26 protein-coding genes and 1 other RNA gene are annotated in these 26,828 nt (G+C 61.7%); 9 read left to right on the top strand and 18 right to left on the bottom strand.

The features are described 5' to 3' along the window. The first annotated feature begins 13 nt into the window (after window positions 1-13). Complete coding sequence (locus ACM6UT_RS07215; RefSeq protein WP_416796655.1) at window positions 14-799, top strand: YdcF family protein; 786 nt, start codon at window positions 14-16, stop codon at window positions 797-799. Window positions 800-812: 13 nt separating this feature from the next. On the opposite strand, the gene ACM6UT_RS07210 is transcribed toward ACM6UT_RS07215, so the two are convergent. Further along, a complete protein-coding gene (locus ACM6UT_RS07210; RefSeq protein ID WP_416796654.1) occupies window positions 813-1,286 on the bottom strand; it encodes a hypothetical protein in 474 nt (157 codons plus the stop codon). Window positions 1,287-1,383: 97 nt separating this feature from the next. Here ACM6UT_RS07210 and ACM6UT_RS07205 point away from each other — a divergent pair, with 97 nt between their 5' ends. Then, window positions 1,384-2,022, top strand: coding sequence for a trimeric intracellular cation channel family protein (locus ACM6UT_RS07205; protein WP_416796653.1), 639 nt, complete (start codon window positions 1,384-1,386; stop codon window positions 2,020-2,022). 17 nt (window positions 2,023-2,039) lie between these two features. Here the strand turns inward: ACM6UT_RS07205 and irrA are convergent, their stop codons facing one another. Next, the gene (gene irrA, locus ACM6UT_RS07200; RefSeq protein ID WP_129333055.1) at window positions 2,040-2,459 is read right to left on the bottom strand and encodes an iron response transcriptional regulator IrrA; all 420 of its coding nucleotides are present in this window, start codon (window positions 2,457-2,459) and stop codon (window positions 2,040-2,042) included. 302 nt (window positions 2,460-2,761) lie between these two features. On the opposite strand from irrA, the gene fabA reads away from it, so the two are divergent. From fabA to fabI, 3 genes are read left to right on the top strand one after another with little or no spacing between them, the layout of a single operon-like run. Next, window positions 2,762-3,277, top strand: coding sequence for a 3-hydroxyacyl-[acyl-carrier-protein] dehydratase FabA (fabA, locus tag ACM6UT_RS07195; RefSeq protein ID WP_129333057.1), 516 nt, complete (start codon window positions 2,762-2,764; stop codon window positions 3,275-3,277). A 42-nt stretch (window positions 3,278-3,319) separates the two neighbouring features. Beyond that, window positions 3,320-4,543, top strand: a complete 1,224-nt coding sequence (gene fabB, locus ACM6UT_RS07190; protein WP_416796652.1) for a beta-ketoacyl-ACP synthase I — start codon at window positions 3,320-3,322, stop codon at window positions 4,541-4,543. A 4-nt stretch (window positions 4,544-4,547) separates the two neighbouring features. Beyond that, on the top strand, window positions 4,548-5,354 hold the full coding sequence (fabI, locus tag ACM6UT_RS07185) for an enoyl-ACP reductase FabI (RefSeq protein WP_416796651.1): 807 nt from the start codon (window positions 4,548-4,550) through the stop codon (window positions 5,352-5,354). Between the two features lie 87 nt (window positions 5,355-5,441). Here fabI and ACM6UT_RS07180 read toward each other — a convergent pair whose 3' ends face one another. The 9 genes from ACM6UT_RS07180 to rimP form a co-directional block, all read right to left on the bottom strand. Further along, the gene (locus ACM6UT_RS07180) at window positions 5,442-6,458 is read right to left on the bottom strand and encodes a class I SAM-dependent methyltransferase (RefSeq protein ID WP_416796650.1); all 1,017 of its coding nucleotides are present in this window, start codon (window positions 6,456-6,458) and stop codon (window positions 5,442-5,444) included. A gap of 75 nt (window positions 6,459-6,533) precedes the next feature. After that, window positions 6,534-8,678 carry a polyribonucleotide nucleotidyltransferase gene (gene pnp, locus ACM6UT_RS07175; protein ID WP_129333065.1) on the bottom strand — a complete coding sequence of 715 codons (2,145 nt, stop codon included), beginning with the start codon at window positions 8,676-8,678 and terminating at the stop codon, window positions 6,534-6,536. 380 nt (window positions 8,679-9,058) lie between these two features. Beyond that, complete coding sequence (rpsO, locus tag ACM6UT_RS07170) at window positions 9,059-9,328, bottom strand: 30S ribosomal protein S15 (protein WP_112686132.1); 270 nt, start codon at window positions 9,326-9,328, stop codon at window positions 9,059-9,061. A gap of 152 nt (window positions 9,329-9,480) precedes the next feature. Continuing rightward, on the bottom strand, window positions 9,481-10,410 hold the full coding sequence (gene truB, locus ACM6UT_RS07165) for a tRNA pseudouridine(55) synthase TruB (protein ID WP_416796649.1): 930 nt from the start codon (window positions 10,408-10,410) through the stop codon (window positions 9,481-9,483). 6 nt (window positions 10,411-10,416) lie between these two features. Beyond that, window positions 10,417-10,827, bottom strand: coding sequence for a 30S ribosome-binding factor RbfA (gene rbfA, locus ACM6UT_RS07160; protein WP_129333069.1), 411 nt, complete (start codon window positions 10,825-10,827; stop codon window positions 10,417-10,419). A gap of 74 nt (window positions 10,828-10,901) precedes the next feature. Further along, on the bottom strand, window positions 10,902-13,568 hold the full coding sequence (gene infB, locus ACM6UT_RS07155; protein WP_416796648.1) for a translation initiation factor IF-2: 2,667 nt from the start codon (window positions 13,566-13,568) through the stop codon (window positions 10,902-10,904). Window positions 13,569-13,667: 99 nt separating this feature from the next. Then, window positions 13,668-14,357, bottom strand: a complete 690-nt coding sequence (locus tag ACM6UT_RS07150) for an RNA-binding protein (protein WP_416796647.1) — start codon at window positions 14,355-14,357, stop codon at window positions 13,668-13,670. After that, complete coding sequence (gene nusA / locus ACM6UT_RS07145) at window positions 14,354-15,961, bottom strand: transcription termination factor NusA (RefSeq protein ID WP_416796646.1); 1,608 nt, start codon at window positions 15,959-15,961, stop codon at window positions 14,354-14,356. The genes ACM6UT_RS07150 and nusA overlap by 4 nt, the downstream gene beginning before the upstream one ends. Before the next feature lie 47 nt (window positions 15,962-16,008). After that, window positions 16,009-16,617, bottom strand: coding sequence for a ribosome maturation factor RimP (gene rimP, locus ACM6UT_RS07140; RefSeq protein ID WP_416796645.1), 609 nt, complete (start codon window positions 16,615-16,617; stop codon window positions 16,009-16,011). Between the two features lie 256 nt (window positions 16,618-16,873). Between rimP and ACM6UT_RS07135 the strand changes: the two genes are divergently transcribed. Further along, window positions 16,874-18,502, top strand: coding sequence for an MFS transporter (locus tag ACM6UT_RS07135; protein WP_416796644.1), 1,629 nt, complete (start codon window positions 16,874-16,876; stop codon window positions 18,500-18,502). 6 nt (window positions 18,503-18,508) lie between these two features. On the opposite strand, the gene ACM6UT_RS07130 is transcribed toward ACM6UT_RS07135, so the two are convergent. The 5 genes from ACM6UT_RS07130 to ffs all read right to left on the bottom strand — a co-directional run bounded on the left by ACM6UT_RS07130 (window position 18,509) and on the right by ffs (window position 22,908). Then, complete coding sequence (locus ACM6UT_RS07130; protein ID WP_416796643.1) at window positions 18,509-19,750, bottom strand: lytic murein transglycosylase; 1,242 nt, start codon at window positions 19,748-19,750, stop codon at window positions 18,509-18,511. Between the two features lie 33 nt (window positions 19,751-19,783). Further along, window positions 19,784-20,389: a recombination mediator RecR gene (recR, locus tag ACM6UT_RS07125; protein ID WP_416796642.1), complete on the bottom strand. Its 606-nt coding sequence runs from the start codon at window positions 20,387-20,389 to the stop codon at window positions 19,784-19,786. A 121-nt stretch (window positions 20,390-20,510) separates the two neighbouring features. After that, window positions 20,511-20,834 carry a YbaB/EbfC family nucleoid-associated protein gene (locus ACM6UT_RS07120; protein ID WP_416796641.1) on the bottom strand — a complete coding sequence of 108 codons (324 nt, stop codon included), beginning with the start codon at window positions 20,832-20,834 and terminating at the stop codon, window positions 20,511-20,513. A gap of 36 nt (window positions 20,835-20,870) precedes the next feature. Further along, window positions 20,871-22,736: a DNA polymerase III subunit gamma/tau gene (locus ACM6UT_RS07115; RefSeq protein WP_416796640.1), complete on the bottom strand. Its 1,866-nt coding sequence runs from the start codon at window positions 22,734-22,736 to the stop codon at window positions 20,871-20,873. Between the two features lie 75 nt (window positions 22,737-22,811). Further along, window positions 22,812-22,908, bottom strand: an RNA gene (gene ffs, locus ACM6UT_RS07110) — signal recognition particle sRNA small type. A gap of 59 nt (window positions 22,909-22,967) precedes the next feature. On the opposite strand from ffs, the gene ACM6UT_RS07105 reads away from it, so the two are divergent. Together ACM6UT_RS07105 and nudC are read left to right on the top strand one after the other, a co-directional pair. After that, a complete protein-coding gene (locus tag ACM6UT_RS07105; RefSeq protein WP_416796639.1) occupies window positions 22,968-23,411 on the top strand; it encodes an HIT domain-containing protein in 444 nt (147 codons plus the stop codon). Next, the gene (nudC, locus tag ACM6UT_RS07100; protein WP_416796638.1) at window positions 23,408-24,367 is read left to right on the top strand and encodes an NAD(+) diphosphatase; all 960 of its coding nucleotides are present in this window, start codon (window positions 23,408-23,410) and stop codon (window positions 24,365-24,367) included. The genes ACM6UT_RS07105 and nudC overlap by 4 nt, the downstream gene beginning before the upstream one ends. A 49-nt stretch (window positions 24,368-24,416) precedes the next feature. Here the strand turns inward: nudC and ACM6UT_RS07095 are convergent, their stop codons facing one another. Both ACM6UT_RS07095 and ACM6UT_RS07090 read right to left on the bottom strand, forming a co-directional pair. After that, window positions 24,417-25,271, bottom strand: a complete 855-nt coding sequence (locus tag ACM6UT_RS07095; protein WP_416796637.1) for a prephenate dehydratase — start codon at window positions 25,269-25,271, stop codon at window positions 24,417-24,419. 13 nt (window positions 25,272-25,284) lie between these two features. Beyond that, window positions 25,285-26,043, bottom strand: a complete 759-nt coding sequence (locus ACM6UT_RS07090) for a 3-deoxy-manno-octulosonate cytidylyltransferase (protein WP_416796636.1) — start codon at window positions 26,041-26,043, stop codon at window positions 25,285-25,287. A gap of 152 nt (window positions 26,044-26,195) precedes the next feature. Between ACM6UT_RS07090 and ACM6UT_RS07085 the strand changes: the two genes are divergently transcribed. Further along, window positions 26,196-26,756: a c-type cytochrome gene (locus ACM6UT_RS07085; RefSeq protein WP_416796635.1), complete on the top strand. Its 561-nt coding sequence runs from the start codon at window positions 26,196-26,198 to the stop codon at window positions 26,754-26,756. Window positions 26,757-26,828 lie beyond the last annotated feature (72 nt).

Here is a 26,828-nt window from a genome sequence, read left to right as displayed (position 1 = left end):
GGGTAACAGATCGATGTTTTTGTTTTCGAAGCTCTTCTGGATCGTCGCGCAGCCACTGTCGCTCGCCTTCCTTGCCGGTCTTCTCGGCACTGCCTGCACGGCGGCCCGTCGGCAGCGCGTGGCGTTCCTTTTCCTCGGCACTGCCCTGACGATTCTCTTCGTTACCCTCTACACCTCCGCTGGAACTGTGGCGTTGCAGAGGCTCGAAGCACATGTGCAGCGACCGGAGCAGGATCCAGCGCAGGTCGGCTGCATGGTCGTTCTGGGTGGCGCCTTCGAAACCGAGGTGACGACCATCCGGGGTGGCACCGATCTCAACCAGGCCGCCGATCGCTTCGTCGAAGCGCTGCGTCTGGCGTTGAAGTTCCCCCAGTCGCGTATCCTGGTGTCCGGAGGCGATGGCTCCTTTAGCGGTACCTACGAGGGGGACGCTGCCGCCGCACGGCGGTTTTTCACTCAATTTGGAATCAGCGCAGATCGACTGACAAGCGAGGCAGCATCGCGAACGACCTTCGAAAACGTCATCAACAGCAGTCGGTTGCTCGTGGACCCTGCGTCGCCGCGGTGCCTGCTAATCACTTCTGCCTTTCACATGCCGCGGTCCCTGGCATTGTTCCGCAAGGCGGGCATCGACCTGACGCCGTGGCCCACCGACTACCGAACGAGCGGAAACGCCACACTGCGGCTCGATCTTACGCAGCCGACACTCAACGCCCAGCAGACGGCCACCGCCATGCGCGAGTGGATCGGCCTTCTCGCCTACTATCTGACGGGACGAACGGCGTCGCTGTTGCCGTGAGAGCCTCACGAGCCTATTTCTTGCTGATCGTCACGAACTTCGTGCCGCGGACGCGAACGGTCATTTCGCAGGGTGCGCTGTCGGTTCTCTCGCAGAAACGCGGATGCATTCTCAAGACAAAGACCATGTTTCCGAACCGTTTGACGAAGTCGTAGCCATAGATCTGCGCCGTCGCGATCAGCAGGTAGCCGCCCTCCTTGACCTGGACGTAGAAATTATGGGGGCAGCCGTCCTCGTTGCAGGCGGGCCCACGTTCATCGTCACAGGTGTAAGCACCGTGGTCGGAGATTGCATCGATGATGCCGTCGTTGTTGATGTCCAGACGCCGGATGAAGCTCTCGTCAAATTCGGCGACCTTGCATTGTGAACGAAAGTGGTCTTTCTCGTAGATCTCGGGATCGCTGACGAGACTCTGCTGGGCGGTGGCAGCAAAAGGCAGGCTAAGCAGAAGCGCAGTTTGCAGGAGGGCAAGCAGCAATCGTTTCACGGCAATCGTCCGAACGAGTGGAAGGCTGATGAGCCGGTATGATGATGTTCTAGGCTTGCGCCGCCCTGACTTGAGGTGAGACCCAGAAAGGATTTGGATGACGTTGCTCGGCTTTCTCGACTACGCAGGTGTGGCCGTCTTCGCCGCGACCGGTGCATTGTCGGCATCGCGCAAGGAACTCGATGTGATCGGATTCCTGTTCCTCGCGGCCGTGACCGGCATCGGGGGAGGCACACTGCGGGACGTCGTGCTCGGCAGCCTTCCGGTCTTCTGGGTGATCGATCCGGGGTACATTCTCGTCTGTGTATCGATGGGTGCCTTGGTGTTCTTCACCGCGCACCTTTTCGAATCGCGCTACCGACTACTGATCTGGCTCGATGCCGTGGGGCTTTCGGCCTATTGCGTCATGGGGGCAGCCAAAGGCCTCGCGGCCTCAGGCTCGCCGACGGTCGCGATCGTCACCGGCACTTTGACCGCTGCCGCCGGCGGCATCTTGCGCGACATCATCGCGGGCGAGCCCTCGGTTCTGCTTCGTCCTGAAATCTACGTCACAGCAGGCCTGGCCGGCGCCTGCGTATTTACAGGTGCGACTGTCTTCGGAGCGCCGGTCGTCGTGGCGTCCGGCGCTGGGGCTCTCACGGCTTTTGCAATTCGCGGAGGTGCCCTGCGTTTCGGCTGGGCATTTCCACGCTACAAACCGCGGCCTGGCAGGTCGCCGGAGGACGTGTTGAGGTAAGGGCGGCTGTTCGCTGACTACGCGCCTTTTTGACGCAGGCGAATGACCACGTCGACGTGACTGATCTCCAAACCCTCGGGAGGCTCCGGGAGATTGTCGATCACGATATTGCTCACCGGTATGTCGAGAACCTCGTTCTCGCCTTCGACGAAAAAGTGATGGTGGTCCGAGATGTTGGTGTCGAAATACGTCTTGGCGCTTTCGACGGCGAGAACGCGGATGAGGCCGGCTTCCGTGAACTGGTGCAACGTGTTGTAGACGGTCGCGAGAGACACGGGAACGTCTGCCGCAAGGGCTTCTTCATGCAGTTCCTCGACCGTCAGGTGACGATCACCCTTGGCGAAGAGCAGGCTCGCCAGCGCGATGCGCTGACGCGTGGGACGAAGCCCAGAGCGACGCAGTCTCGCTTCCGTTTCCTTGAGGCGTTCTGCCATCATGGAGATGCTCTCCGGTTCTACTCGCGTACGGGTCTTCTCGGCTAGCGATATAACTTCTAAGCGTGGGGCTTTCAATACTTCAGTGCACGCGCACGGCGCAAGAACGCCGGGAATACGGGATTTTCCGCCGATTGACTCTGGCCGCCCCGCGATGCTTCCTGTATGGCGACGGCTGAAATATACGGCTTGAGGCGAGGGCGGGGCTGTCTGATGGCGGGTAGCGGCCATTGTGGGACTTCATTTTGTCCCTATCTTGCTCTATGGGTCCAACATTCGCGCAAGCCTGGGGACGACGAAGAAGAATGAAACCGAGACAATCCAGCTACAATTACGAAGAAATCCTGTCCTGCGGTCGTGGCGAGCTTTTCGGCCCCGGCAATGCGCAACTGCCCCTGCCGCCGATGTTGATGGTTCATCGCATCACCGACATCTCCGAGACAGGCGGCGCGTTCGACAAGGGTTACATTCGGGCGGAATACGACGTTCACCCAGACGACTGGTATTTTCCGTGCCACTTCCAGGGTAATCCGATCATGCCCGGCTGCCTCGGACTCGATGGCATGTGGCAGCTGACCGGCTTTTTCCTCGGCTGGCTGGGCGAGGAAGGCCGCGGCATGGCGCTCTCCACCGGTGAGGTGAAGTTCAAGGGTATGGTTCGCCCGCACACCAAGCTTCTGGAGTATGGCATTGACTTCAAGCGGGTCATGCGCGGCCGTCTCGTGCTGGGGACCGCCGACGGCTGGCTGAAGGCGGATGGCGAGATCATTTACCAGGCGACCGACCTTCGCGTAGGTTTGTCGAAGGATAAGACGGCCTGATCGCAGGCGCGTTCAATTGTGATAACGAAAAGGTCTGTTGAGATGAGAAGGGTAGTTATTACGGGTCTGGGTGTCGTTTCTTCCATCGGGAACGATGCCGCAGAGGTTACGGAATCCCTGCGCAATGCGAAGTCCGGAATCTCCTTCTCTCCCGACTTTGCCGAGCATGGGTTTCGTTGCCAGGTCTGGGGAAAGCCTACACTGGATCCGACCGACCTCGTCGACCGGCGCGCCATGCGCTTTCTCTCCCAAGGCGGAGCATGGAACCACGTCGCGATGAAGCAGGCGATCGCCGACTCGGGCTTGGAGGAGTCCGACATCAGCGGTAACGAACGCACTGGCATCATCATGGGCTCGGGCGGTCCTTCCACGCGCACGATCGTCGAGGCGGCCGACATCACCCGCCAGAACAATAGCCCTAAGCGCATTGGCCCGTTCGCCGTGCCGAAGGCCATGTCCTCGACCGCATCGGCGACGCTCGCCACCTGGTTCAAGATCCATGGCGTGAACTACTCGATCTCGTCCGCCTGCTCGACGTCGGCGCACTGCATCGGAAATGCGGCCGAGATGATCCAGTGGGGCAAGCAGGACGTGATGTTCGCCGGCGGCCACGAGGATCTCGACTGGACCATGTCGGACCTCTTCGACGCGATGGGTGCGATGTCTTCGAAGTTCAACGACACGCCTGCCAGCGCATCGCGTGCCTATGACGTTGCGCGTGACGGTTTCGTCATCGCCGGCGGTGCCGGCGTTCTTGTTCTGGAAGAGCTGGAACACGCCAAGGCCCGCGGCGCCAAGATCTATGCCGAACTCGTTGGTTACGGTGCGACATCTGATGGATACGACATGGTCGCGCCGTCGGGTGAAGGTGCCATCCGCTGCATGCGGCAGGCACTCTCGACCGTCAAGGGCGAAGTCGATTACATCAACACCCACGGCACGTCGACCCCGGTTGGTGACTCCAAGGAAATCGGCGCGATCCGTGAAGTGTTTGGGACGAAGATCCCGCATGTGCAGTCAACCAAATCCCTGACAGGCCATTCTCTCGGCGCCGCCGGCGTGCAGGAGTCGATCTATGGCCTGCTGATGATGCAGGAATGCTTCATCGGTGAGAGCGCGCACATTAGCGAGTTGGATCCGGAATTTGACGGCGTCCCGATCGTTCGCAAACGGATCGACAACGCCAAGATCGACACCGTTCTGTCGAACTCCTTCGGCTTCGGTGGCACCAACGCCACGCTCGTGTTCCAGCGTTACAATGGATAACCGAATGATTGCCTCTATGCAGGGAAAACGCGGCCTCATCATGGGCGTCGCGAACAACCACTCTATCGCCTGGGGTATCGCCAAGGCGCTTGCCGGTGCCGGTGCCGAACTCGCGTTCACCTACCAGGGCGAAGCGCTGGGCAAACGTGTGAAGCCGCTTGCTGCCGAGCTCGGGTCGGATTTCCTCCTGCCTTGCGACGTCGAAGACCTCGCTTCCGTCGACGCGGTCATTGCTGCTTTGAAGGAGCGCTGGGGAAAGCTGGATTTCGTCGTTCACGCGATCGGCTTCTCCGACAAGAACGAGCTGAAAGGGCTTTACGCGGACACCTCGCGTGAGAACTTCGTGCGCACCATGGTCATCTCCTGCTTCTCGTTCACGGAGATCGCCAAGCGCGCCGCCGAGATCATGTCCGACGGCGGATCGATGCTCACGCTGACCTACGGTGGCTCGGTGCGCATCATGCCGAATTACAACGTCATGGGTGTCGCCAAGGCTGCACTGGAGGCGTCCGTGCGCTACCTCGCCGGAGATTATGGTTCGCGCGGTATCCGCGTCAACGCCATCTCCGCTGGTCCCATCCGGACACTTGCCGGTGCGGGGATCGCCGACGCGCGAGCCATGCTTTCCTGGCAGCAGAAGAACTCGCCGCTTCGTCGGACGGTGACGATCGAGGACGTAGGCGGTTCTGCTCTCTACCTCCTGTCCGATCTGTCGCGTGGCGTGACCGGAGAGATCCACTACGTCGACTCCGGGTACAACATCACCTCGATGCCGACTATCGAGTTTCTGAACAAGGCCGACACAGAATAGATCATCCGGAAGGATGAAGAATAGAGAAGCCCGGCGCTGCTCGTCAGCGCCGGGTTTCTGTCGTTTCATGGCGACCCTTGGGGCTCTCTATTTCTTGGCCCACAGGACCTTGAAGCGGGCGTTGCGACAGGTTTCTCCATGTTCGCGGAAGTTCTCGCCGAGCGTCGCCTCGTAGGGAAGGCCGCGGTTGGCGACGAGCATCAGCATCCCGCCGCCACGCAACGCCTGACTGGCGGCCGTGATCAACGCCTTGCCGAGCGATGGTTCTGCGGCGTGTCCTTCGTGGAAGGGAGGGTTCATGATGACCAGGTCGTACTTCTCCCTGATCGGCTCGCGTGCGAGATCCTGCCAGAAGAAACGTGCCGAGACATCTGGGCAATTCGCCGCCATATTGGCTTTGGCACATTCGAGTGCCTGGTAATCAGCCTCGAAGAGGTCGATACGGTTGACCCGGGGGGAGCGTTCGGCGAGCATGACGGAAAGATAGCCCCAACCGGCGCCGAGATCAGCAGCATTGCCGTCAAAGTTCTCCGGCATGCGTCCGGCGAGCAGTTCAGAACCGGCATCGATGCGATCGTGCGAGAACATGCCGGCGACGGTTCGAAAGCGGCCATCGACGGTCACTTGGGCGGCTTCGAGCGCGCCGACTGCCGATGACCGATCCTCGGGCACCTCGAACCACAGCGCGACGCCGTGATATTTCGGCATGTGCTCCACGGCGAGGCCGAGACCATCAAGACGTTTGCGCAGCGGCTGAATTCCATCTTCCTTGCCGCCGGCCACCACGACAAGACCGCCGGTCTTCGTGCGCTTCAATGCCTCGGCGATCCGGTTCTCGTTCTCGCCGCGATGCTTGCCGCAAAGGACCAGAGTTCCGTCGTAATCATCTCCCTCCGGCATAGGCAGCGGCGCGGCGCCGGCGGCCTCCAGCTGCAGAAAGGCGGAGCGCAGCCCCTGCACGGCCACGAGCGTCGCCCCGAAACCGCTCGGTGTGGCGACGCCGGCCTCGGCCCCGAGGAAGAGAAAGCGTTCTCCTGCCTGCGGCATCGGCACTACGTCGGAAGCGAACGGGTGGAACAGTGTTTTCAGGGTATCGCGGCTCATGGCTCGGTCTTCTCTCTCGGCGAACAAAAAAGGCGCGGAATTTCTCCCGCGCCTCGGTTTGGGGACGAAACGTGCTTATTCGGCAGCCTCGCCTTCGTCCTTTTTCTTCTCGGCAACGATTTCCTTGCCGGTCGCCTGGTCAACGGCCTTCATCGACAGGCGGACCTTGCCGCGTTCGTCGAAGCCCATGAGCTTGACCCAGACCTTGTCGCCTTCCTTGACGACATCCGTGGTCTTCGCGACGCGCTCGGAAGCGAGCTGCGAAATGTGGACGAGACCATCGCGCGCGCCGAAGAAGTTGACGAACGCGCCGAAGTCCGCGGTCTTGACGACCGTACCCTCATAGATCGCGCCGACTTCCGGCTCTGCCACGATGGAGTGGATCCACTTGCGGGCGGCCTCGATCTCCTTGCCGGAGGAAGAGGCGATCTTGACGGTACCGTCGTCTTCGATGTTGATCTTGGCGCCGGTCTTTTCGACGATTTCGCGGATGACCTTGCCGCCCGAACCGATGACTTCGCGGATCTTGTCGACCGGAATGTTCATCACTTCGATGCGCGGTGCGAATTCGCCGAGCTGGCCGCGGCTTTCGGTGATGGCCTTCGCCATCTCGCCGAGGATGTGCTTGCGACCACCCTGTGCCTGTCCGAGTGCGACCTTCATGATCTCCTCGGTGATGCCGGCGATCTTGATGTCCATCTGCAGCGAGGTGATGCCGTCTGCCGTGCCGGCAACCTTGAAGTCCATGTCGCCGAGGTGGTCTTCGTCACCGAGGATGTCAGAAAGAACGGCGAAGCGCTCGCCTTCCAGGATCAGGCCCATGGCGATACCGGCAACCGGCTTCGCCAGCGGAACGCCGGCGTCCATGAGAGCGAGCGAGGTGCCGCAGACGGTGGCCATCGAGGACGAACCGTTCGATTCCGTGATCTCGGAAACCACGCGCAGCGTGTAGGGGAACTGCTCGGCGGTCGGCAGCATCGGGTGGATTGCGCGCCAGGCGAGCTTGCCGTGGCCGATTTCGCGACGACCCGGAGAGCCCATGCGGCCCGTTTCACCTACCGAGTAGGGCGGGAAGTTGTAATGCAGCATGAAGTTTTCTTTGTACATGCCGGTCAGGCTGTCGACATACTGCTCGTCTTCGCCGGTGCCGAGCGTGGCAACGACGATGGCCTGGGTTTCACCGCGGGTGAAGAGAGCCGAACCGTGGGTACGCGGCAGAATGCCGACTTCCGCGACGATCGGGCGAACGGTCTCTAGATCGCGACCGTCGATGCGGCTCTTGGTGTCGAGAATGTTCCAGCGGACGATCTTGGCCTGCAGGTGCTTGAAGACGGCGCCCACTTCCTCGGCCGAGTACTTGGCTTCGCCTTCCTCGGGGAGGAAGTGAGCCTTCACCTTGGCCTTGACGGCGTCGACAGCGGCGTAGCGCTCGGCTTTCTGCGTGATCTTGTAGGCATCGCGCAGTTCGGCTTCGGCGATCGAGAGCATCTCGGTCTCAAGCGCGGAATGGTCTTCCGGTTCGAATTCGCGCGGCTCCTTGGCAGCGACTTCGGCGAGCTTGATGATCGCGTCGATGACCGGCTGGAAGCCGCGGTGACCGAACATGACCGCGCCGAGCATGACGTCTTCCGGCAATTCCTTGGCTTCAGATTCAACCATGAGAACGGCGTCGGAGGTCCCCGCGACGACAAGGTCGAGGCTCGATTCGTCCATCTCGTCGAGGTGCGGGTTCAGCACGTATTCGCCATTGATGTAGCCGACACGGGCGCCGCCGACCGGGCCCATGAAGGGGACGCCGGAGAGCGTCAGGGCTGCCGAGGTGGCAACCATCGACAGGATGTCCGGATTGTTTTCAAGGTCGTGCTGGATGACCGTGACGACCACCTGGGTGTCGTTCTTGTAGCCTTCCGGGAACAGCGGGCGGATCGGACGGTCGATCAGGCGCGAAACCAGCGTTTCGTTTTCCGACGGACGACCTTCGCGCTTGAAATAGCCACCCGGGATCTTGCCGGCGGCGTAGGTTTTTTCCTGGTAGTTGACGGTGAGCGGGAAGAAGTCCTGGCCGGCCTTCGGCGCCTTGGCCGAGACCACGGTCGCGAGAACGACGGTCTCGCCGTAGGTGGCGAGAACGGCACCATCGGCCTGGCGGGCGATCTTGCCGGTTTCGAGCTTCAGCGGACGGCCTGCCCACTCGATTTCTACGCTGTGAATGTCAAACATTGTCTTTTCCTTCTCCGCGGGGAAGCAGCGCTCATGTTCCTTCTTGCGGAACAGGCCGTCGCGGCCGCGGAATGCTGACGTATCACGGGCAAGACAGCAGGAAGCTTTTCAGATGGAGCATGGCGTCCGCGGTCGAGGTTCCGCGCCATCACGCCCCGCGCGCTCTCGAAGCCAAGGCCTCGTTGCGCGTGCCAGATTGTCCTGGCAAAAGCACCCGGCAATCCTGCCCCATGACAGGTCATCGGTTGGTTCTGGCGGAACCGGCCCATCCGGCCCGCCATATGTTGCGGCCCGGGAGCATTTCGCTCCGGCCGGGCCCTCGGGACATCTATCCCGATAGAAAGCCGGCGGACCTCCAGAAGGAAGTCCGCCGGAACACGTTAGCGGCGAATGCCCAAGCGAGCGATCAGGCCGTTGTAGCGGGCCTCGTCCTTCTTCTTGAGGTAGTCAAGAAGCGAACGACGGCTGGAAACCAGGGTCAGAAGGCCACGACGAGAGTGGTTGTCCTTCTTGTGGCCCTTGAAATGTTCCGTCAGGTTGTTGATCCGCTCGGTCAGGATCGCAACCTGTACTTCCGGCGAACCCGTGTCGCCTTCCTTGGTTGCGTATTCCTTGATCAGGGCAGCCTTGCGCTCTGCAGTAATCGACATCGCAGTATCCTTTCAATGTCAGGAGAGAAGACGCCAAATGCCGAGATGTCGTCCAGCATTGGCCACGAAAAGCAGGTGGACAGACCGCCATGCTGGCGCTGCCTATAACCCATTCAGGTCAAAATTGGAAGCGTTGATTGTAAACCGCCGCTTCAGCTGAAAACGCGCCGCGGATGGAACTCCCCACCGGCAATTTCGCCGATCGCGACAAGCTTTCCCGCGACGAGCGCCACTGCTTCCGGTTCGGCGACGGGTGCATCGCGACCACGCAGGATGATCGGATTACCCATGCGAAGGCGATGCGCCTGATCCTCGCTCACCCTGATCTGCGGCAAGGCGGCGAGCGCTTCGCTGGTGTCGATGAGGAATTCGTCAAGCGCCACCAGTCGCTCGTCGCGGTCCTCGATCTTTTCCAGTGCGACAAGGTCCGCCAGAGGCACCATGGTTTCTTCGGCAAACGGGGCGACATAGGTGCGCCGGAGGAGCGAGATATGGCCAAAGCAACCAAGGTCGCGGCCGAAATCGCGGGCCAAGGACCGGACATAGGTGCCCTTGCCGCATTCGACTTCGAAATGCGCCTGATCCTTCTCGCACTTGAGCAATGTGAGGCGATGAACCTCGACCTCGCGTGACGGGATGTCGACGGTCTCGCCGTCGCGGGCAAGGTCGTAGGCGCGTTCGCCGGAGATCTTGATCGCCGAGAATTGCGGAGGCACTTGTGAAATGACTCCGGTATACCGTAGCAGCAGCGCCCGTATCGCCTCTTCGGTCGGCCGATCCGTAGATGTCTGCGTCACGTCGCCTTCGAGATCGTCGGTCGAGCGTTCTTCACCCCAGGTAACGGTGAACTCGTAGATCTTTCTTCCGTCCATGACATACGGGACGGTCTTCGTCGCATCGCCGAGCGCGATCGGAAGCATGCCGGAAGCGAGCGGATCGAGCGTGCCGGCGTGGCCGGCCTTCTGGGCGTTGAACAACCACTTGATTTTGGAAACCGCTTCCGTTGAACCGAAATCGGCGGGCTTGTCGAGGATCAGCCAGCCCGAAACTGGGCGGCCCTTTGGCTTGCGGGGCTTGGACATGCGTCTCTATTCTTGTTCGTCGTCTCGGTCGGCGTCGAGATCGCGGCTGACCTCGGGCGACCGTAGCAGCGCATCGATCTTCTGGTAGTTGTCGAAACTGGTATCGTCGCGGAAGCGGACTTCCGGCATGTACTTCATCTGCCGCAATTGCGGGCCGAGGCGCCCGCGGATGTACTTTGCATTGCGGTTCAGCGCATCGATGACTGCATCGTGGTCCGGGACGCCGAGCGGCGTCACATAGGCCGTGGCAATCTTCAGGTCCGGTGACATGCGGACCTCGGAGATGGAGATAACGGTCTTTTCGATCAGTGGATCGCGGACTTCGCCGCGCTGCAGCACTTGCGTGATCGCGGCGCGAACCTGTTCTCCGACGCGGAGCATGCGCTGGGATGGAGCGGAAGAGGTTGGTCTGGTCATCGTCATCCTGCCTTAAACAAAGCGAGCGCCGGATCGCCGGCGCCCGCAACTTGTTCGGATTGTGATCGCCGGCTTTAGAGCGTGCGCGTAACGTGCTCTACGCGGAAGCACTCGATAACGTCACCGGCGCGGATGTCTTCGTAGTTCTCGAAGGCCATGCCGCATTCCTGCCCGACCGGTACTTCCGAGACTTCGTCCTTGAAGCGCTTGAGCGTCTTGAGCTTGCCCTCGTGGATGACGACGTTGTCGCGCACCAGGCGGACACCTGCACCACGTTCGACCTTGCCTTCGGTGACGCGGCAACCCGCGACTTTGCCGACCTTGGTAATGTTGAAGACTTCGAGGATCTCCGCATTGCCGAGGAAGGTTTCGCGCCGTTCCGGCGAGAGCAGGCCCGACATCGCCGCCTTCACGTCATCTACCAGATCGTAGATGATGTTGTAGTAGCGGATTTCGATACCGCCGCGTTCAGCCGCCTGGCGGGCTTGCGTATTTGCACGGACGTTGAAGCCGATGATGGCAGCGTTCGACGCCTCGGCAAGCGAGATGTCGGACTCGGTGACACCGCCGACCGCCGAATGGACGATACGCGCACGAACCTCCTCGGTGCCGAGCTTGTCCAGTGCGCCGGCAATCGCCTCGATCGAACCCTGCACGTCGCCCTTGATGACCAGCGGGAATTCCTTCATGCCGGACGTCTGAAGCTGGCTCATCATCTGTTCGAGCGAGCCGCGAGAGCCGGACTGGCGCGCTGCGGCCTTGTCTCGGGCCAGACGCAGACGGTATTCCGAGATCTCACGGGCGCGGGCCTCGTTATCGACGACGGCGAACTTGTCACCGGCCGCAGGCGTGCCGGAAAGGCCGAGAACTTCGACGGGCATGGCCGGACCGGCTTCCTTGACGTGGTCGCCCTTGTCGTTGACAAGCGCGCGCACGCGTCCCCACTGGTCGCCGGCCACGATGATCTGGCCGGGACGAAGTGTACCCTTCTGCACGAGGACAGTCGCGACGGCGCCGCGGCCGCGGTCGAGTTCGGCTTCGATGACCGTTCCTTCCGCTGTGCGGTTCGGATTGGCCTTGAGGTCGAGGATTTCAGCTTGCAGCAGGATAGCCTCGAGCAGCTTGTCGAGGTTGGTGCCGTTCTTCGCCGAAACCTCGACGTCGAGAACTTCACCGCCCATGGATTCGACGAAGACCTCATGCTGCAGCAGTTCCGTGCGGACCTTCTGCGGATTTGCCGTCGGTTTGTCGATCTTGTTGATCGCCACGATGATCGGAACACCCGCCGCCTTCGCGTGGTTGATCGATTCGATCGTTTGCGGCATCACGCTGTCGTCGGCTGCGACCACCAGGATCGCGATGTCGGTCGCCTGAGCGCCGCGAGCACGCATCGCCGTGAAGGCGGCGTGGCCGGGCGTGTCGATGAAGGTGATCTTCTGACCGTTCTGTTCGACCTGATAGGCACCGATGTGCTGGGTGATACCACCGGCTTCGCCGGCCACTACGTTGGCGTTACGGATGGCGTCGAGCAGCGAAGTCTTGCCGTGGTCGACGTGACCCATGATCGTGACGACCGGCGGACGCGACAGCAGTTCGCCTTCCTCGTCGGCAACGTTGAAGATGCCTTCCTCAACGTCGGACTCCGAGACGCGCTTGACGGTGTGGCCGAATTCCGTCGCGATGATCTCAGCCAGGTCGGCGTCGATGACGTCGCCGGGCTTCATCATCTGGCCTTCCTTCATCAGGTACTTGATGACGTCAACGGCACGTTCGGACATGCGCTGCGACAGTTCCTGAATGGTAATGGTTTCAGGGAGAACGACCTCCCGCACGATCTTTTCGCGCGGTTCCTGCATTTGGCTGCGACGGAACTTTTCCTGGCGACGGCGCATCGACGCCAGCGAACGGCCACGCGACGGCGCGCCCTCCTCGTCGACATTGGCGGTGGTGACGGTCAGCTTGCCACGCCGGCGATCCTCTTCGCCCTTCGGGCGGGCGGGAACCTTCGCCGGTGCCGGCGCGACAACCTTGCCGCGCGCAGGGCCACGAGCGGCGCTGCGCTCTTCTTCCTCTTCTTGCTCCTTGCGGCCGCGGCCGAAAACCGGAGCAGAAGGCGTTGCGGGGCGCGGAACCGGACGGGTCTCGGCAGGGCGCACGGGGGCTGCTGCCGCCGGCGCCGGAGCTTCGGCTTCCTGAGCCTGTGCCCCTTCTTCTTCTTCCTTTACTTCCGTCGCGCGCCGTTCAGCATCCTCGGCAGCGCGCAGGGCAGCCGCTTCAGCTTCCACTCTGCGACGCTCTTCATCGATAGCACGCTGCTTGGCTTCTTCGACTTCACGCGCTTGTGCTTCCACGAGCGCGCGGCGGCGCGCTTCCATTTCGCCGGCGGACAGATCGTGCAGCACGGCGCCGCGCGGGCGCTCCTGACGGACAGGTTGCTGCGCCTGCGGCGCCCGCTGCTGCGGCGCGCTCGGCTGATGAACGCGCGGAGCAGGCGTGGCGGGCCGCTGGGGCACAGGTGCCGGCGCAGGCTCGGCGGCACGGGCCTGCTGCGAAACCGGGGCCGGAGCCTTCTCGTCCTCAGGACGGGTCAGGCGCCGTTTGCGCGTCTCGACCACAACCGCCTTGGTGCGACCGCGACCGATATCCTGACGCACGGTGCCTTGGCTCACGCCCGAGGGTTTCAGGGTGAGAGTCTTCTTGCCCGTTACGCTGAGTGTCTTGTCGTCTTTGTTGTCGGTCATTCCGTTCCCGTTCCTTCGAGCGTGGCCGGATGTCCTTCATCGACCGCGCCGCTCAATTCCTGTTCATCGATGCAGTGGCCGGCCGAACCGGTGACCGCGTCATCGTGGTTTCTGGCTGGCGCCACCCGTCGTTTGCGCCGCGCCGCTGCGATACGTCTTGAGCAGGTTTGCGCGTTTCACTACACCTTCACCCGCCTGCCCCGCAAGCGCTGCCGCATGGATAAAAGCATTCTGGCCCATCAGCTCTTCCATTTCCGCCTCGGACAGGAGCCGAAAGGCGGGTATCTCCGCGTCGGTCTCCATTCCGAGGTGCCAGGCCTTGCGCGCCTGATCGATCTTCCTTACGCCGTCTGCCGCCGCGTCCATCGCGTGGAAGACGGCGATCGCCTCTCCGCTGCGAACCGCCAGATCGACCTTGGCACTGCCGGTGATGAACTGGCCGGCCTTGCGCGCCAAGTTCATCATCCCTGCAAGCTGGGCGACGAGCAGACGGTCGACGCGCTGCCCGAGGTCCAGATCAGCCTTGACGTCCGCCTTCAGCGCACGCGCGAAAAGCTTCTTTGCTACCGCCTTGTCGACAGCCTCGCGATTTGCCGAAACCCAGCATCCGCGACCGGGAAGCTGCCGCTTGAGATCCGCGATGACGCTGCCGTCGGGGCCGGCGACAAAGCGGATCAACGTTTCGGGCGTTCCGCTCTGCCGCGTGACGATGCACGTGCGATCATTCATCCCCGCACCTTCGGCGGCATCATCATTCGGCAAGCTTTCCGGGGCATCGCCTCGCATCATTCAGCCTTGTCTTCGTCCTCGGCCGCTTCTTCTTCTACGGCCTCCGCTGCGAGGTCGTCTTCGGTGATCCAGCCGGCCGCCAGACGGGCCTGAACGATCATGTTCTCGGCTTCCGCACGGGAAACGTCGAACTTCGAGAACAGCCCCTCGAACTTCTTGGTCTCGCCGTCCTTGCGCTCGCTCCAGCCGACGAGATCGTCAGCTGCGCAGCCGGCGAAGTCCTCGATCGTCTTGATGCCGTCCTCGCCGAGGGCGACCATCATCTGGGCCGTCATGCCGTCGATCTGGCGCAGGTCGTCGGAAACGCCGAGCTCCTTGCGCTTGGCATCCATTTCCGCTTCGATCTTCTCCAGATAGTCACGGGCGCGCGACTGGATCTCCTGGGCGGTGTCCTCGTCGAAGCCTTCGATCGAGGCGATTTCATCGAGATCGACGTAAGCGAGCTCCTCGACCTGGGCGAAGCCTTCAGAGGCGAGCACCTGACCGATCATCTCGTCGACGTCGAGCGCATCCATGAAGAGGTTGGTGCGTTCGTTGAATTCCTTCTGACGACGTTCGGATTCTTCCTGCTCGGTCATGATGTCGATGTCCCAGCCGGTGAGCTGGGAGGCAAGGCGGACGTTCTGGCCGCGACGACCGATGGCGAGCGAAAGCTGTTCATCCGGAACGACGACCTCGATACGTTCGGCATCCTCGTCGAGAACGACCTTCGAAACCTCAGCCGGCTGCAGGGCGTTGACGATGAAGGATGCCGGATCCTGGCTCCACGGAATGATGTCGATCTTCTCGCCCTGCAATTCGCCGACGACGGCCTGGACACGTGAGCCACGCATACCGACGCAGGCACCGACCGGATCGATCGACGAGTCGTTCGAAATGACGGCGATCTTGGCGCGCGAACCCGGATCGCGGGCGACGGACTTGATCTGGATGATGCCGTCATAGATTTCCGGTACTTCCATGGTGAAAAGCTTCACCATGAACTGCGGATGGGTACGCGACAGGAAGATCTGCGGGCCGCGCTGTTCGCGGCGGACGTCATAGACATAGGCGCGGACGCGGTCACCGTAGCGGAAAGTCTCGCGTGGAATCATCTCGTCGCGGCGGATGATGCCTTCGCCACGGCCGAGATCGACAATCACATTGCCGTATTCGACGCGCTTGACGGTGCCGTTGACGATTTCGCCGACGCGATCCTTGAATTCGTCGTACTGACGATCCCGTTCGGCCTCGCGCACCTTCTGCACGATGACCTGCTTGGCGGACTGGGCAGCGATGCGGCCGAAATCCATCGGCGGCAGCGGATCGGCGATGAAGTCGCCGATCTTGGCGTCCGGATTGCGGTCGCGGGCAAGCTCGAGTGCGATCTGGGTGGAATAGTCCTCGACCTTTTCGACGACTTCCAGAAGGCGCTGCAGACGGATTTCGCCGGTCTTTGAATTGATATCGGCGCGGATGTTGGTCTCGGAGCCGTAGCGGGAGCGGGCGGCCTTCTGAATTGCATCGGCCATCGCGGCGAGTACGATTTCGCGGTCGATCACCTTCTCACGCGCGACCGCATCAGCGATCTGCAAGAGCTCGAGCCGGTTAGCACTGACTGCCATTGTCTTAAGTCTCCGTCTTCACTGCCGGGGCCGTGCCCTCAAGGCGGTTAGTCTATCGAGGTTTCGTCGTCGTTCTGGTTCGCCGCTTTGGCTCGAGCCGCCTTGTCGGCCTTCAGCGCGTCACGGATGAGATCGTCCGTCAGGATCAGCTTCGCTTCCGCCAGCGCGCTGAACGGGATGGTTACGCGTGGCTCCTCGCCATACGCAATCTGGTCTCGTTCGATGGTGAAGCCGTCTCCGTCCACTGCTGTGATCTTGCCGCGGAACCGCTTGCGGTTGTCGACCAGTATCGACGTCTCGCATTTGACGAGATGCCCCTGCCAGCGCTCGAAATCGGATCTGCGCACCATCGGCCTGTCGATACCCGGGGAGGATACTTCCAGATGATAGGCCTTGTCGACCGGATCTTCGACGTCGAGCACCGGCGAAATCGCCATCGAAAGCTCCTCGCAGTCCTCGACCGTCATGGTGCCGTCGTTGCGTTCGGCCATGATCTGGAGGGTAAGTCCGTTCTGGTTCAAGAGGCGAACCCGCACGAGTTTGAAGCCCATGGCAACCGTCACGGGCTCTATGATTTCAGCGATGCGCCGATCGAGGCCGGTCTCCGTGACAATGCGCGGCTCGCGGTCCTGCGGCGCCGGTACATGTTCCGACACGCGTCATCCTCCTGGATGAATTCTGCAGTTTTCCCGACCGCTAACAAAAAAGAGCGGGTCCTTGCGGCCCCACTCTTCATCCATCGATCAAGAATTTAAACACGATATACGCTCGCTCGCGTGCAAATGCAAGCTTCGCGAGGAACCATGCCGTCCCGGTGCTATTTTCGTGTCCGGGGCAGCAGGACATAGGCAGCGTGCGTCAGATTTGCCTATAGTGGCACACCCCGCTTCGAAAGCCGTAGGTGAACAGGACGTGTCGGATCGCAAATCGCCGTTGGCGCCACTGAAGAACGAATTTTATCGGACAATCTGGGTTGCGAGCATCTCGTCGAATCTCGGCGGTCTCATTCAGGGCGTGGGGGCAGCCTGGCTGATGGCGTCCATCTCCCGATCGGAAAACATGGTCGCTCTTGTTCAGGCATCCAATACGCTGCCCATCATGCTCTTTTCGTTGCTTTCCGGTGCCGTCGCCGACAGCTTTGACCGCCGCAAGGTCATGTTACTGTCGCAGTTTTTCATGCTGACCGCTTCGGTTTTGCTCGCGGTCTTTGCCTTTCTCGGACAGATCTCTCCATGGTCGCTGCTGTTCTTCACATTTCTGATCGGTAGCGGCACGGCTCTCAACAATCCTTCCTGGCAGGCTTCCGTCGGCGACATGGTCCCGCGTAGCGATCTCCCCGCCGCCGTCGCGCTGAACAGCATGGGCTTCAACATCACCCGAAGCGTCGGTCCGGCACTCGGCGGCATGATCGTCGCGGCATCCGGCGCCGCTGTCGCGTTCCTCGTGAACGCCTTCAGTTATCTGCCGCTCGCCTACGCTCTTTATCGATGGCGCCCGGAAGTCCCGCAGACGACGCTACCGCGTGAGCAACTCGGTGCCGCGATCTCCGCCGGGCTACGCTATGTCGCGATGTCGCCGAATATCCTGAAGGTACTTTTCCGCAGCTTTGTCTTCGGCCTGACGGCGGTCGCGATCCTCGCCCTTCTCCCGGTCGTCGCGCGTGACATGGTCGCCGGCGGGCCGCTCACCTACGGCATTCTGCTCGGCGCCTTCGGCGCAGGCGCGATCGCAGGTGCGCTATCGAGCGCCCGTTTGCGGGAACTCCTTTCGAGCGAGGACATCGTGCGCTTGTCCTTCGCGGGCTTTGCCTTGAGCACGGCGATCATCGGCGTCAGCGGATCGGCGTGGCTCACCGGGATGGCACTTCTGCTTGCCGGTGCCTGCTGGGTGCTTGCGCTGTCCCTCTTCAACACGGTCGTGCAGCTCTCGACGCCACGCTGGGTCGTAGGTCGTGCGCTCTCACTCTATCAGACAGCCACCTTCGGCGGTATGGCGACCGGCAGCTGGCTCTGGGGTCATGTGGCCGAAACCAATAGTGTCGGACATGCCCTCCTTGCGTCCGCATTGGTGATGATTGTCGGGGTCGCAATCGGGTTCCGGCTTCCGATGCCGCCCTTCGCGTCCCTTGATCTCGACCCGCTCAACCACTTCAACGAGCCGGAGCTCCGCCTCGACGTCAAGCCACGCAGCGGTCCCATCGTCGTGCAGATCGATTACGAGATCGATGATGACGACGTGCAGGAGTTCCTTTCATTGATGGTCGAAAGGCGCCGTATCCGCCTTCGTGACGGGGCTCGAAACTGGGCCTTGATGCGCGATCTCGAGAATCCGGAGGTCTGGACCGAGACCTATCACACGCCGACCTGGGTAGACTACGTTCGTCACAACCAGCGGCGAACCAAGGCGGACGCGGAAACCAGCGACCGCCTGCTGGCTCTCCACCGGGGCGCTTCAAAGCCCCGCGTTCACCGGATGATCGAGCGGCAGGGCATTCCACCGGCGGACGACGTTTTCCACCAGACCCATATCGAGCCGCATTGAGGAGCGTCAGCGAAGCTTCGCCTTCAGGCTCTCGTCGGGAAAGCAGGTCGGTCGCAGGCCGTTCTTCGCCTGCCACTCGCCGAGGGAGCGGCGGGTCTTGTAGCCGGGCAGTCCATCGACCTTGCCGACGTCATAGCCTTTTGCGACCATCCTCTCCTGCATAGCAAGTACGTCGGAGCGCAGCATCTTGCCGACGTCGCCCCACTTGCCGATGAATGGACCGCTGCCGTAGGCGATACGATCGGCGAGGTTGCCGATGAAGAGCGCGTAGAGATCGGAGTTGTTATACTCCTTGAGCACGTAGAAGTTCGGCGTCACGAGGAATTCGGGTCCATTCGTCCCCGCCGGAACCAGCATCATCGTGGAAGCCGTCGCCTCACGGTCGGGAAACGGTTTGCCGGAGATGCGCCGGATCCCCGTTGCCGCCCAGGCGGAGAGAGGCTGCGCGCGATCCGGCCCTTCCTGGGCACAGGAGACTGCCTCCGGAATGACGACCTCGTAACCCCAGCTGCGCCCTCTCTGCCATCCCTTGTGCACGAGATAGTTGGCGATCGAGGCGAGGCTGTCCGGAACCGAGTTCCAGATATCCCTGGCGCCGTCTCCGTCGAAATCGACGGCATGCTCAAGATAGCTGGTGGGCATGAACTGCGGCTGGCCGAGGGCACCGGCCCAGGAGCCCGTCATCCTGCCGGCGCTGATGTCGCCGCCATCGATCATGTGCAGCGCTGCGATCAGCTCGCGCAGGAAGAGATCCTTGCGCGTCGACATGAAAGCCTTGGTCGCAAGCACCTCCACCGCAGGATAAGGCAGTTTCGCCTGCCCGAAGCCCGTTTCTCGTCCCCAAATCGCAAGCACGACCGATCCGGGAACGCCGTAGGTCCTCTCGATCCTCTGGAGTGCGAGGGCGTGCCGCGTCGCAAGACCACGACCGGTGGCGGCGAGCCCCTGCAATCTTTTCTCGGAAAAATAGGACCCGGGCGAGGAGAACTCGGCCTGGCTCTGCTTCCGTTCCTTCGGGGGCTTGCTGCCCGGTGGCACGAGATCCGGAAGGTTCCAGTTGAGGTGGAGGTCGGCGGTTGCTCGCTCGAAAGCGTTCCGGCTGACGCCGGATTTCTCCGCAAGTGGCCATAATTCCTGCTGCAACCAGGTCTGGAACCGGGCTTCGACCGTACTCTTGTCGAGCGCCGCCGCGGGAAGGGGAGAGAGGAGCAGTAGGAGAAATAAAAGGATGGCGGGGTGTCGTCTCATGGATCCTCACATCACCCTCGAATGGGGCGGATTTCAGATCGCCGTGCGGGCTCTCAGCGCTGCCGCCAGCGTTCCCTCGTCAAGATAGTCGAGCTCACCACCAACAGGCACACCATGGGCGAGGCGGGTGATCTTCACGTCCAGACCCGCCAGATGATCGGTGATGTAATGAGCTGTCGTCTGTCCCTCGACGGTCGCATTGACCGCGATGATGATCTCGCGGATGTCGCCCTTCGACACCCTGTCGATCAGGCCGCGGATGTTGAGGTCATCCGGACCTACGCCGTCGAGCGGCGACAGCGTTCCGCCGAGCACGTGATAAGCCGCATTCATCGCGCCTGCGCGCTCAAGCGCCCAGAGGTCGGAGACGTCTTCCACGACGATGATCACCGACTGGTCGCGACGATCATCGGTGCATACGGTGCAGGGATCGCTGGTGTCGACGTTGCCGCAATGAGAGCAGACCTTCACCTTGTCGTAGGCGTCGCCCATCGCGTGCGCGAGAGGCCCGAGCAGCTGATCCTTCTTCTTGATGAGGTGCAGTGCCGCCCGTCGAGCCGAACGAGGCCCTAGGCCGGGCACCTTCGCCAGCAGTTGGATCAGCTTTTCGATTTCGGGACCGGTGACTCGCTTTGCCATGGGCGGTTTCTAGCGGATATCTGCGCCAAACGGAAATGTCTTCGACGTACGACCTCGCCGGCAGAGGAGGGTGTGCGGCGGTACAGGTTTGGAAGGTCCTCCGCCGCGGTCGGGTATCGCGTTAGAAGGGCAGTTTCATGCCGGGCGGGATCGGCAGGCCGGCGGTCATCTCCTTGGTCTTTTCCGCCATCACGGCCTCGGCCTTGTCCTTGGCGTCCTTGTGGGCGGCGACGATAAGGTCTTCGAGGATTTCGACTTCGTCTTCCTTGAACAGCGAGGGATCGATCTTGAGGCCCTTGAGCTCGCCTTTGCCGGTCATCGTCACGGTCACGAGGCCTCCGCCTGATTTGCCTTCGACTTCGAGAGCGGCGATCTCCGCCTGCATCTTCTCCATCTTGGCCTGCATTTCCTTGACCTTGCCCATCATGCCCATGATGTCGCGCATCGTCACTGTCTCCCTGAAATATTGGCGAATGCCGTCTTAGAATTCGATGTCGTCGCCCGGAAGAATGTCTCCCTCGGCGGACTCGGCCGCCGACGGGACATCCAACGTATCGTCTTCGTCACTGGCGGAACGAATGCGCACATCGGTGATCCTCGCCCCGGGGAAGCGGGCCAGGATCGCCGCCACGTCGGGATCCTGCCGTGCATCGAGAAGCCTCGCCTCGCGGTTTGAACTTTCGGTTTCCGCAAGTGTCGGCCTGCCGGCTTCGCGTGACAGGATGACCATCCAGCGGATTTCCGTCCACTCCTCAAGCCGTCGTTGCAGGTCTCCTGCAAGCGTCTTCGGTGCCTCCGGTGGCAGGTTGATCTCGAGTCTTCCGGGCTCCAGACCCACGAGTCGAACATAGGAGCGCAGAAGAGCCTTGAGCTTCGGGTCACGGTTCTGCGTGCAGAGCTCGGCGATATCCTCGAGCGATTTGATGGGAACCTTGGGGAGCGGGGTGGGTTTCGTTTCGACGCGCCCCAGGACAACTGGCTGCGATTCAAGCGCCGGCACGCTTTGAAGATGCGCCGTCGGTCTGGTCACGATCTGCTGTCGCGGGCGATCCAGCACCTGCGCGCCAACTGCTGCGGTGCGATAGGACGCCTGAGCGCCACCGCCGTTGCCTCCCAGCGGGGCCGGGGAAGGGATACCGGTCTGTCCGCCCTCTGCCAGTTCCGCAAGCCGGCGCGCTGCATCCTCGGGCGACGGCAGGTGAGCCGCGTGGGCAAGCCGAATGATGACCATTTCGGCGGTACCGGCAGGACGCGCGGAGTTTTCCGTTTCGGGGATACCCTTCAGCAACATCTGCCAGATGCGCGAGAGCGTTGAAACGCTGACGCTTGTCGAAAGTTCGGCTCCGCGAACCCGCTCGACCTCGCTGAGGGATGCGTCCTGAGCCGCCGACGGGATGTATTTGAGCCGGGTCACGAGATGGGTGAAGTCGGCAAGATCGGTCAGAACCACGGTCGGGCTGGCACCGGATTCGTACTGGCTGCCGAACTCGGAAAGTGCTGCCGCGACATCGCCGCGCACGATGTGCTCGAAGAGGTCCACGACGCGGGCGCGATCGGCGAGGCCGAGCATTGCGCGCACCGTATCGGCCCTCACGACGCCTCCACCATGGGCGATCGCCTGGTCGAGCAGCGAAAGCCCGTCACGTGCCGAACCCTCGGCCGCGCGCGCGATCATGGCAAGCGCGTCCTCGTCAGCGGTGATGCCTTCCTTGGCCGCAATCGTCGAGAAGAGTCCGACCAGATCGCTCGCACTGATGCGCCGCAAGTCGAAACGCTGACAGCGGGAGAGCACGGTGATCGGCACCTTGCGGATCTCGGTCGTTGCGAAGATGAACTTGACGTGTTCCGGCGGCTCTTCGAGCGTTTTCAGCAGGCCGTTGAAGGCTGCCGTCGAGAGCATATGCACTTCATCGATGATGTAGACTTTGTAGCGGGCCGAGACGGGGCGATAGCGGACCTGTTCGATGATCTCTCGGATATCGTCGATGCCGGTGTGTGAAGCAGCATCCATCTCGATGACATCGACATGGCGACCTTCCATGATCGCCTGGCAATGTTCGCCCGGGAGCTTGAGGTCGATCGTCGGCTTGTCGACCTCTGCGGTCTTGTAGTTGAGCGCGCGCGCCAGGATACGGGCGGTCGTCGTCTTGCCGACGCCGCGGACGCCCGTCAGCATGTAGGCCTGCGCGATACGGCCCGTCTCGAACGCATTCGTGAGCGTGCGGACCATCGGCTCCTGGCCGACCATCAGATCGGTGAAATCCTTGGGACGGTACTTGCGGGCCAGGACCCTGTATCCTGTCGCGTTGCCGTTTGCATGTTCTGCTGTCGGCTCGAAGTCGCTCATCGCTCCTGCCAGCGTTGGAGTCGTCCCGTTCGGGTCTCTCGACCCTGCAATCCTGCCGGCCATGTGGAACGGAAGGTGGGAGGCTGGCACGATGACCCGTGCCGGGCTCGTTAGGGCTGCTTCCTTCCGGACCTGACCCGGTTGGCGAGTGGCTCGTCCACCACCAACCTCCCGAGAGCACATATCGGCAATTACGGAAGCAAATGCAAGCCAAGCCACCAAAAAACTGCTATGTATAGAGAAACGCTGGAAAAGGAGGCATTCTTGGTCAAGTTCGAGCTCGATGAGAGACTGACGCGTGACAGCGAGCGCCTGACGCTGCTCGGCCTGTGCGACGTCCGGCTTATGCGCGACAGTCGTTGGCCGTGGCTCGTTCTCGTGCCGCAACGTCCGGACGTCAGCGAGGTCTTCGACCTCACGCCGCTCGACCAGGCAGTGCTGACCTTCGAGCAGAACCTGGTGGCTTCCGCATTGAAGAAGGCGACGGGTGCCGTCAAAATCAACGTCGGCGCTCTTGGCAATATTGTTCGACAGCTTCATGTTCACGTCATCGCGCGCTTCGAAGGGGACGCGAATTGGCCGGGCCCCGTCTGGGGACACGGCTCGGCCGTTCCCTACGAGGCTCAGCCTTGCGGCGAATTCAAACGGAAGTTTCTCGAAGCCCTTCAGTCATGAGCAAAACCATCTTCGATCTCGACACTCCGCATCCCGAAGCCAGCACGCTTACCGCCTTTTCCCGGAATGGGCTGGACCGACGCAGCGAACACCGGGAAGAGGACTGCCTGGAGCAGGCGCTCGCGGTCGAAGGTGCCCACATTCTTGCATTCGCCGGGCCGAAGCTCATCCTCAAGCACGACGGGCAGGTTCTTGATCCGCTCTTCGCAGCCTATGAATTGCCGGAGCTGGATCCTGATCTCGACAACGCTGTTCTCTTGGGATTCCAGCCGACAGGTGAGCCGCGGCTTGCGGTACCTGTTCGCAGTGCTGCAGACGAACTCGCCAATCACTACAAGGCCGCCGATGCTCGTTCGCTCTTTCGCGACGCACTGGTCGGCGAGGATCTGCAGGGCGAGGCGGCGCAGGCGCTCAGTCTACTTCAGTGGAACATGGACAACCGATTCTGTGGCCGCTGCGGCAGCGCGACCGAAGGCCGCATCGGCGGGTATAAACGGGTCTGTCAGGCCTGCGATCACACGATCTTCCCCCGGACGGATCCGGTCGCGATCATGCTCGCAATCGACGTGAGACGCGACTTGTGCCTTCTTGGACGCAATCATCGCTTTCCGGACGGCATGTATTCATGTCTGGCGGGCTTCGTCGAGCCGGGTGAGACGATCGAGAATGCGGTTCGTCGCGAAACCTACGAGGAAGCGGGAATCGAGATCGGCCGGGTGCGCTATCACGCCTCACAGCCCTGGCCTATGCCGCATCAGATGATGATCGGGTGCTTTGCCGAGGCACTGTCGAACGAAATCAGTCGTGACACGTTTGAGCTTGCCGACTGCCGGTGGTTCACGAGGACCGAGGTCGAGGAGATGATGGCGTCGCGAGCCGCTAACGGCTGGACGACGCCGATCGAGGGAACGATCGCAAATCGCCTCCTGCGGGACTGGCTGGACTGGTCCCGTTGAGGCTTCACGGCAGGTTTCGGAAAGCCGTGAGTCCGAGGGTCGAACGGACTTAGAGCTTCCCCCGCATCGGGTGTCCCTTGTAAACACCGAGAATGCGGACTTTTTCCGAAAAGAAGCGCAGTTCTTCCAGGGCCTGCATGACCGGCGTGTCGTCCGGGTGGCCTTCGATATCCGCATAGAACTGGGTTGCCACGAACTTGCCCCCGAGCTGGTAGCTTTCCAGCTTCGTCATGTTGATGCCGTTCGTGGCAAACCCGCCGAGCGCCTTGTAGAGGGCGGCGGGGATGTTCCGGACGTTGAAGATGAAAGTCGTGACGATGAGTTCGTTAGGCGATGAACGTCTGGCAATGGTTTCGTCGCGCGACAGGACGACGAAGCGCGTGACATTGTTTTCTGTATCCTCGACATTTTCGGCGATAATCTCAAGGCCATAGAGGTCGGCGGCAAGCCGCGGTGCAAGGGCTGCCATGGATCGCTCGCCGGTCTCGGCGATCAGCTTTGCCGCACCGGCGGTGTCGCCGGCGACGACCGGCTTCCAGCCATTGTTGCGGATGATCTTGCGGCATTGTCCGAGTGCGTGGATATGGCTGTGCACGGTGCGGATTTCGTCTCTGGTGACGCCGGGAAGCACCATCAGTTGGAAGCGGATCGGCATGAAGTACTCGCCGACGATGTGCAGACGGGATTCCGGTAACAGGTGATGAATGTCGGCCACTCGTCCCGCGATGGTGTTTTCGATCGGAATCATGGCGAGATCGGCGTCGCCATTTTCTACGGCGACGAAGGCATCCTCGAATGTTGGGCAGGGGAGTGGCGACATATCCGGAAACATGTCGCGGCAGGCCATGTCGGAATTCGCGCCGAAATCGCCCTGGAAGGCGATTCTGTTGGTCCTGTTTGTCATCGGAGGAGTTCCGTTACTGGTTGCTTTGGGCGGCAAGGATCTGTCGCGCCTTCTCGAGATCTGCGGGCGTGTCGACGCCGAGGGGGATCGAATTGACGATCTCCACATCGATCCGCATTCCGGCCTCGAGCGCCCGCAGTTGCTCGAGTGACTCGCGTTTCTCAAGAGGCGAGGGCGGCAATGAGACGAACTTCTCGAGCGCCCTCCGGCGGTAGGCGTATAGGCCGATATGATGATAGAGCGGTCCGGCGCCGTGGGGAGCGGTCGCACGGGTGAAGTAGAGCGCCCGAAGGCGAGTTTCCGAAAGCGGCGAACCGACGACCTTGACGACGTTCGGGTTAGTCTTTTCTTCCTCGTCGGTGATCTCGACCGTCAGTGTCGCGATGTCCGTCCGCTCGTCTTCCAGCGGACGGAGGGCCGCACGGATCGTCTCGGGTTCGATTGTCGGCAGGTCGCCCTGTACGTTGATGACCGTTTCGATCCGGCGTTCCGGATCGGCCTTGGTCAGGGCCTCATAGATTCGGTCCGAGCCCGAGGGGTGATCCGCGCGGGTCATGACGACCTCGAAGCCGGCTTTTTCGACCGCCTCGAAGGTGCGGGGATCGTCGACCGCCACGATGATCCGGCCGACATCGGCTTCGCGAGCGCGACGCGCGACCTGTACGATCATCGGTTGCCCGCATATGTCGGCGAGCGGCTTGCCGGGAAGCCGGGTCGACGCCATCCGGGCCGGGATCAATACCAGTGTCTTCTCGAAAACGGGTTTGTTCATCGCCAGCCCTTCTAATCCCGCGGGAAAAGTGTCAAAAAGTCCCAATTCCGGGACCACAATCGTGTTGCAACTGTCAAGCAAAAGACATAGGTTCCGCCCGATTTCAAGATCGTCCGGTTCGTGACCGCCGGCTGCATGGGGAGCGTTTGCAGATGAACTCATATGTGAACATGGGCGTTGGTGCTCTGCTTGGGACCGTCTTCGTTCTGTTGACTGTGTCCATCGCCTCGGAAGGCATCTTCCGTTCGGAGAAGCCGGAGAAAGAGGGCTACGCCATTGTCGCGGAAGGCGCAGCACAGGCTGAAGCCGGCGCCGAGACTGCCGCAGCCGCGGAGACCCCGATCGCGACCCTGCTGGCAACCGCCGATGCCGCCGCCGGCGAGAAGGTCTTCAAGAAGTGCACGAGCTGTCATGACGCCTCGAAGGGCGGCCCGAACAAGGTCGGTCCGAATCTTTACGGTGTAGTCGACCGTCCGATCGCCTCTCACGAAGGTTTCGGCTATTCGGCTGCGATGAAGGACTTCTCGCAGGGCGGTTCGACGACGTGGACCTATGACAACCTCAATCACTTCATCACCGCGCCGAAGAAGCTTGTTGCCGGCACGGCAATGGGTTTCGCCGGCCTGAAGAACGAAAAGGAACGTGCGGACCTGATTGCCTATCTGCGCACGCTCTCCGACGCACCGGCTCCTCTTCCGGCGCCGACGAACTGATCAGCTTTCGAGCGATCTCGTCAATGATGCCCGGCCTTTGGTCGGGCATTTTTGTTTGGCCTGCCGGCCTCG

The organism is Ciceribacter azotifigens, from assembly GCF_048159625.1.
Lineage (GTDB): Bacteria > Pseudomonadota > Alphaproteobacteria > Rhizobiales > Rhizobiaceae > Allorhizobium > Allorhizobium azotifigens.
Note: the sequence above shows the minus strand (reverse complement) of the source record. Positions and strands in the feature narration are given on the sequence as shown.

Coding starts and splice junctions, on each gene's coding strand:
- ACM6UT_RS07215 (WP_416796655.1), top strand. CDS start 14: ATGTTTTTGTTTTCGAAGCTCTTCTGGATCGTCGCGCAGCCACTGTCG.
- ACM6UT_RS07205 (WP_416796653.1), top strand. CDS start 1,384: ATGACGTTGCTCGGCTTTCTCGACTACGCAGGTGTGGCCGTCTTCGCC.
- irrA (WP_129333055.1), bottom strand. CDS start 2,459: ATGATGGCAGAACGCCTCAAGGAAACGGAAGCGAGACTGCGTCGCTCT.
- fabA (WP_129333057.1), top strand. CDS start 2,762: ATGAAACCGAGACAATCCAGCTACAATTACGAAGAAATCCTGTCCTGC.
- fabB (WP_416796652.1), top strand. CDS start 3,320: ATGAGAAGGGTAGTTATTACGGGTCTGGGTGTCGTTTCTTCCATCGGG.
- fabI (WP_416796651.1), top strand. CDS start 4,548: ATGATTGCCTCTATGCAGGGAAAACGCGGCCTCATCATGGGCGTCGCG.
- ACM6UT_RS07180 (WP_416796650.1), bottom strand. CDS start 6,458: ATGAGCCGCGATACCCTGAAAACACTGTTCCACCCGTTCGCTTCCGAC.
- pnp (WP_129333065.1), bottom strand. CDS start 8,678: ATGTTTGACATTCACAGCGTAGAAATCGAGTGGGCAGGCCGTCCGCTG.
- rpsO (WP_112686132.1), bottom strand. CDS start 9,328: ATGTCGATTACTGCAGAGCGCAAGGCTGCCCTGATCAAGGAATACGCA.
- truB (WP_416796649.1), bottom strand. CDS start 10,410: ATGTCCAAGCCCCGCAAGCCAAAGGGCCGCCCAGTTTCGGGCTGGCTG.
- rbfA (WP_129333069.1), bottom strand. CDS start 10,827: ATGACCAGACCAACCTCTTCCGCTCCATCCCAGCGCATGCTCCGCGTC.
- infB (WP_416796648.1), bottom strand. CDS start 13,568: ATGACCGACAACAAAGACGACAAGACACTCAGCGTAACGGGCAAGAAG.
- ACM6UT_RS07150 (WP_416796647.1), bottom strand. CDS start 14,357: ATGATGCGAGGCGATGCCCCGGAAAGCTTGCCGAATGATGATGCCGCC.
- nusA (WP_416796646.1), bottom strand. CDS start 15,961: ATGGCAGTCAGTGCTAACCGGCTCGAGCTCTTGCAGATCGCTGATGCG.
- ACM6UT_RS07130 (WP_416796643.1), bottom strand. CDS start 19,750: ATGAGACGACACCCCGCCATCCTTTTATTTCTCCTACTGCTCCTCTCT.
- recR (WP_416796642.1), bottom strand. CDS start 20,389: ATGGCAAAGCGAGTCACCGGTCCCGAAATCGAAAAGCTGATCCAACTG.
- ACM6UT_RS07120 (WP_416796641.1), bottom strand. CDS start 20,834: ATGCGCGACATCATGGGCATGATGGGCAAGGTCAAGGAAATGCAGGCC.
- ACM6UT_RS07115 (WP_416796640.1), bottom strand. CDS start 22,736: ATGAGCGACTTCGAGCCGACAGCAGAACATGCAAACGGCAACGCGACA.
- ACM6UT_RS07105 (WP_416796639.1), top strand. CDS start 22,968: ATGTATAGAGAAACGCTGGAAAAGGAGGCATTCTTGGTCAAGTTCGAG.
- nudC (WP_416796638.1), top strand. CDS start 23,408: ATGAGCAAAACCATCTTCGATCTCGACACTCCGCATCCCGAAGCCAGC.
- ACM6UT_RS07095 (WP_416796637.1), bottom strand. CDS start 25,271: ATGACAAACAGGACCAACAGAATCGCCTTCCAGGGCGATTTCGGCGCG.
- ACM6UT_RS07090 (WP_416796636.1), bottom strand. CDS start 26,043: ATGAACAAACCCGTTTTCGAGAAGACACTGGTATTGATCCCGGCCCGG.
- ACM6UT_RS07085 (WP_416796635.1), top strand. CDS start 26,196: ATGAACTCATATGTGAACATGGGCGTTGGTGCTCTGCTTGGGACCGTC.